This is a genomic window from Caenibius sp. WL (genome assembly GCF_019803445.1).
Lineage (GTDB): Bacteria > Pseudomonadota > Alphaproteobacteria > Sphingomonadales > Sphingomonadaceae > Caenibius.
On record NZ_CP081844.1, the window covers coordinates 310,001 to 315,000 of the forward strand.

Below are 5,000 nucleotides of genomic sequence, written 5' to 3' on the forward strand. Positions count from 1 at the left end.
GAGGCCGCGCGAACGGCCGCACCGAAACCTCAGGTCAGAATTCGATGCCGAAATCGACCCCATAGGTACGCGGCATCTGGAACGTACCCAGCACCGAGCTGCCCACCGAGAAAAGATATTCGTATTTCCGGCTGTTGGTCAGGTTCTTGCCCCACAGGGACACTTTGGCCTTGGCTTGACCGACAGGGATATCGGCCAGAGCCAGGCGTGCGCCGAGTTGCCAGGTGGAAGGAATCGTAAGCGCCTTATCGAGCTGCCAATTGACGTTGCCCAGATTGGTACAACCAAGTTCCGGGGACGTCGTCGAGCCATAGGGGCAGATCAGACGGTAATGCTTGCCGATATATTGCCCATCGACACGGAAGCTCGGCTTCATACCGTTGCCCAGTTCGGGCAGAGCATAATCGACGGCAAGATAGCCCGAATGACGCGGCTGATAAGTGCGCACCCCGGAACTCATCTTGGAATCGGTGAAACCGTAATTCGCCGTCAGCGTCAGCCCATCGACCGGTACGAAAGTGGTTTCAAGCTCGATACCCCGGTCCCGTGCGTCACCGGAATTGATCAGCACGCTACCCGGTCCAGGCACCAGAAAACTCGATTTCTGGAGATTCTTCCGGTCTGCCTGGAAGAGAGCGAGATTCACTCTGACCCGGCGATCGAGGAATTCGCTCTTCAACCCCAGTTCGTAGGACTTGACCGTTTCAGGCTTGAACTCAGCGCTGTTGAAAATCCCGCCGGATACGAAGCCGGTCGCGAACTTCGCATAGACATTCGAATTCTCCGCGAACGTGTATTTGAGCGTCGCGTCATAATCCACGCGGTCTTGCGTGGCGGTATACCGTCCGCGCGGCGCATCCGGTCGAGGTGAATCGATCAAGTCGTGCTCGGTCCGCTTGTCCTTGGAATACCGGATACCCGCGCCGAATTCGACACGTTCGCCCAGACGGACATTCGCATGACCATAGGCCGCGAAAGAACGGTTCACGATATGCTGAAGGGCACCACCAGCAGCATAGCTACCCGGATTGACGATAGGGATTTCCTGCCCTGGCGTGCTCAGCAGTCTGGAAATCACCGGGCTGTCCAGATCCGCCTTTTCACGGAAATAGAACAGGCCGGCAACCCAATCCACCGCATCCGAGTGGCCCAGCAACTGGAGTTCATGCGACCATTGCTTCTGCTTGGCATAGCGAACCGCGGCAAGAGACTGGAACGGACGACCCGTCCCATTCGGGTCTACGAGCACATTCCCATCCAGCTCCGATGCCGTGTTCACGGTAAAGCCCCGGACCGCCCCGATATACTTCAGGCTGATCGCGTCGCTGAATTCATAGACGCCGGTCAGACTGTGCCCCCATGTTTTCTGATGCGAAGGCGCAATGCCGTCGATCGGTAGCGAACCGCGCCGTTTCAGGCCAACAACGTTGGTGCCGCCCAAGGCAACCTGTTCAGGGCGCCCACCGACCAGAAGCTGCATGCCGTCGATCGTGGTGGCGAGATCGGTGTAATCGAATTTGTAATCGAGCGTCAGGCCGGCGATACCGGTGAAACGCACGGCGGCAAGAATGGAATCCGTGTTGTTCGCGCCGAACGTTTTGGCAGCCGTCTTTCGTCCCCACGGCTTGGGATAGAGAAATGTGCGGCGGACATCGGCACTGTTCTTCACCGGCCCTTCATTCTCGTCATGGACATAGGTCACACGGGCCGAGAAGCCATTCCACTCTGGCGTATTAAGGGTGATGCGGCCGCGCCGACGCTCAAAATTGCCGACGGTTCCATCCGCGATCACGCCAAATTCCCCGGTCGGCGCGGCAGTGGTGAAGGAAATCGCGCCGCCGGTGGAGTTGCGGCCGAACAGAGTACCCTGCGGCCCGCGCAACACTTCGAGCCGTTCCAGATCGGCAAGGTCGAAACCGGAATTGCCCGGACGGCCGAGATAGACACCATCGATATAGAGCGCGATACCCGAATCCCGCTGAAAATCGAGTGATCCGGTTGAAACGCCGCGCATATTGAATTGCGGGGCGGTGGGCGAACCAGCCTGCTTCTGAACCAGGAGATTGGGCACGGTTTTGCCGATATCCTGAAAACCTTCGATCTGCAGATCGGCCAGCTTCTCGGCATTCATGGCCGTAATCGCGGTAGGCACCGTCTGCAGGTTTTCAGCCCGCTTACGCGCGGTGACGATAATATCTTCGATATGGGACGCGCCGCTGCCTTCCGCGGTCTGCGCCGCGGCGACGGATGCCTGCGAAACGCAAAACAGCGTGCCCGCGACAAGGGCGGCCTGCCCTGCACCTGTAAGAAAACGGATTGGCGCAACACCGCGCATAAACCCCTCCATAGCTTCAAATTGTATGATTGTTCTGAATGCTTTGAGGAGAAACGGACTGGCTTAATCGGCTGAAAAAACAGTCGTTAAACCGCCATTCCATTTATCCTCACCACGCGCTTCCTAAAGCCATGCGGGTCAAATATCAAGAATTTTGATCATCCGTACTGCCCCTCTATATGGGCAAAACCACCACTCAAAACTTGCACCTATTCAAAGGTTTTAGGATAGTGCGCAGGCGGAGCGCGCCAGAATCTACGGCAACCGCGACTCAGGGAAAGAGCGTGGAAACAGCAAAAAATCGTTCAACTGTACGGTCAGCTCTACCAACGCATTTCATGGAGCAAGCCGCCGACCTGCTGCGCGACAGGGGGCTGGATGGGGTGACGATGCGCGCCCTGGCCGAAGCCACCGGATTGCCCGCCGCCACCATTCAGTATCAGTTCGGTTCGAAAGAGCGGTTGCTGATCGCCGCAATTTCCTGCCTGCGCGATCGCCACGCGCACCGCCTCAAAAACCTTGCCCACTATTTCGCGCGATCGGCGGGTGGCTACAGCGATCTGGCCGATGTCATGATCTGCACTTTGGGGCTGGGCGACCGGGAAGAACGAACCGAACAACTGGCGATGTTCGAATGCATGGCGCAGGCTCTGCGCTCACCCAGGCTGTTTCCCGCCATCGAAAGCTGGACCAGCCAGTTGTCCGCTTTCTGGCAGGATATCGCCGCCCGTAACCGGGAAGGATCGGCCAAGGGCGTATTCCTGTTCGAGCTTCATCTGGGACTGATGCTGCACATGAGCGGCATCGAACCTGCGGTGGAGGGACAACTGCTCGCGCAGGAGATCGTCGGCCGGGCACTACGCCCCGCCGGGCAACGGCGGCCGCCGGTCTGGTTCCGCTCCGCCTTGCGCAACACGCTCGCTTCGCCCGTCCCTTGGCTCAAGGCAGACGCCCCACGCACCGCGACTGCCCGGCAGATCGTGGCGGCCGCCATGCGCATGGCCATCGATGAAGGCCCCGGTGCGCTGAGCTTCCGCACCGTGGCGGCGCGGGCGAAAACCTCGGTTTCGGCCATCGCGCACTACTTCTCGACACGCCACGAGTTGCTCTACGCGACTTACCGGGCGATCCACGAGGAGATCATCGCTTTCACCCGCTCGGTCGGGGTAGCGAGCGAACAGCGCTACGATTCGGAACTGGCCGAACGGATTGTTACGTATTCGGGGGACAGCCGCGTGTCGTTGCTGGTCGCCTATTCCGAATTCGAACTGGTCGCTGCGCGCGATCCGGAATTTTCCGCGCTCACGCGCTATTTCAGAATGACGCGCGGCCTGTACCACACCCGTCGGCACGAACCCGGTTTCGACGCATTTGGGGACGCGGCGTTCGATGTGTTCGCGCTGTCCTTCTGGATGGTCGGCCATGCGTTGCGCATGGCCCTTCAACGCCATCTGCCGGGGGAAGCGGGCCAGGCCGATCCGGATGCAGTGGCTTTCGGCTTCGCCCAGTTCGCCGTGCAGGAAAGCGGCGTCGGCCAGTAAGGGATACCGGAAAGCACCCCCGGTTCTCCGAGGGAAGACCACCCTGTCCGAATAGACCTTCGGCAAAACGGCTTTCGTGGTTTAGATCTGGCGGCAACCGCAATTCTCAGAGTGATGGCGCCCGTATCCCGCGCGCGCCATCCACCGGAGCGCCGCAATGAGTCGTATTTTCGATCTGCCCTGTCCTGAAATCGCCATTGCCGGGGGCGGCCGTTTTCCAGTCCGCCGGATCCTCTGCGTGGGCAGCAACTATGCCGCCCATACCAGGGAAATGGGGGGAGATCCCGGCCGCGAGCCGCCCCTGTTCTTTTCCAAACCTGCCGACGCCGTGGTTTCGGGCGAAGAGACGATTCCGTTTCCTCCGCGCACGGCCGATCTACACCACGAAATCGAACTGACCGTGGCCATCGGTACGGGCGGGGCGAATATTCCTGTCGCCAAGGCGCTGGATCATGTCTTCGGCTATGGCGTGGGCAACGATCTCACCCGGCGCGATCTGCAAGCCGCCGCCCGGGCGGCGGGGCGCCCTTGGGACATGGCCAAGGGCTTCGACGCCAGCGCCGTGGTTTCGCCGATTATGCCAGCTTCCGCCATTGGCCACCCTCGGCAGGCGCGTATCTGGCTGTCGGTCAACGGCACGTTGCGGCAGGAAGGCGATATCGCCGATATGATCTGGAATGTGCCCGAAGTGATTGCGGAGCTATCCACCTATATCCGGCTGCAACCGGGCGACGTGATTTTCACCGGCACGCCCGCCGGGGTCGGCCCGATCCAGCCCGGCGACCTCGTGGAAGGAGGTATCGAAGGGATCGGCACGATTGCAACCCGCTTTGCCGCGGGGTGAATTCACGGATCACGGCGCGCGCGCACCAACAGCAGCATCGGCCGCTCCCGTTCCTCCGCCAACTCGGGCATCTCCGCAATCTGCCGGTCAGAAGGCGCGAATTCGTCGAGCCTTTCGATCACAAAGCCCGCGCCGATCACCGCATTGAGAGTGGTGGCCATCGTGCGGTGGTATTTGATCACCCCTTCGGCGAACCAGTTCGTGCGCCGCTCCCCCTCCATCGCATAGCCGTTGACCGGCCAGATCTTCCGCCCGTCCAGGTCCGCCATCCATCCCGGAT

The 5,000-nt window shown here is 60.4% G+C and carries 4 protein-coding genes (1 of these 4 cut by a window edge); 2 read left to right on the top strand and 2 right to left on the bottom strand.

The window, feature by feature from the left end; genetic code table 11:
* Positions 1 to 34: 34 nt before the first annotated feature.
* A complete protein-coding gene (locus K5X80_RS01540; protein WP_222559118.1) occupies positions 35 to 2,335 on the bottom strand; it encodes a TonB-dependent receptor in 2,301 nt (766 codons plus the stop codon).
* A gap of 338 nt (positions 2,336 to 2,673) precedes the next feature.
* Here K5X80_RS01540 and K5X80_RS01545 point away from each other — a divergent pair, with 338 nt between their 5' ends.
* Entirely contained in the window at positions 2,674 to 3,876 is a 1,203-nt protein-coding gene (locus tag K5X80_RS01545; protein ID WP_222559119.1) for a TetR/AcrR family transcriptional regulator, read from the top strand.
* A 157-nt stretch (positions 3,877 to 4,033) separates the two neighbouring features.
* Positions 4,034 to 4,720, top strand: coding sequence for a fumarylacetoacetate hydrolase family protein (locus K5X80_RS01550; RefSeq protein WP_222559120.1), 687 nt, complete (start codon positions 4,034 to 4,036; stop codon positions 4,718 to 4,720).
* Between the two features lie 2 nt (positions 4,721 to 4,722).
* Here the strand turns inward: K5X80_RS01550 and K5X80_RS01555 are convergent, their stop codons facing one another.
* Positions 4,723 to 5,000: the 3' end of a class I SAM-dependent methyltransferase gene (locus K5X80_RS01555; protein WP_222559121.1), read on the bottom strand. 457 nt of this gene lie beyond the right edge of the window; only the last 278 of its 735 coding nucleotides appear in the window; its start codon lies beyond the right edge, outside the window; it ends in the stop codon at positions 4,723 to 4,725.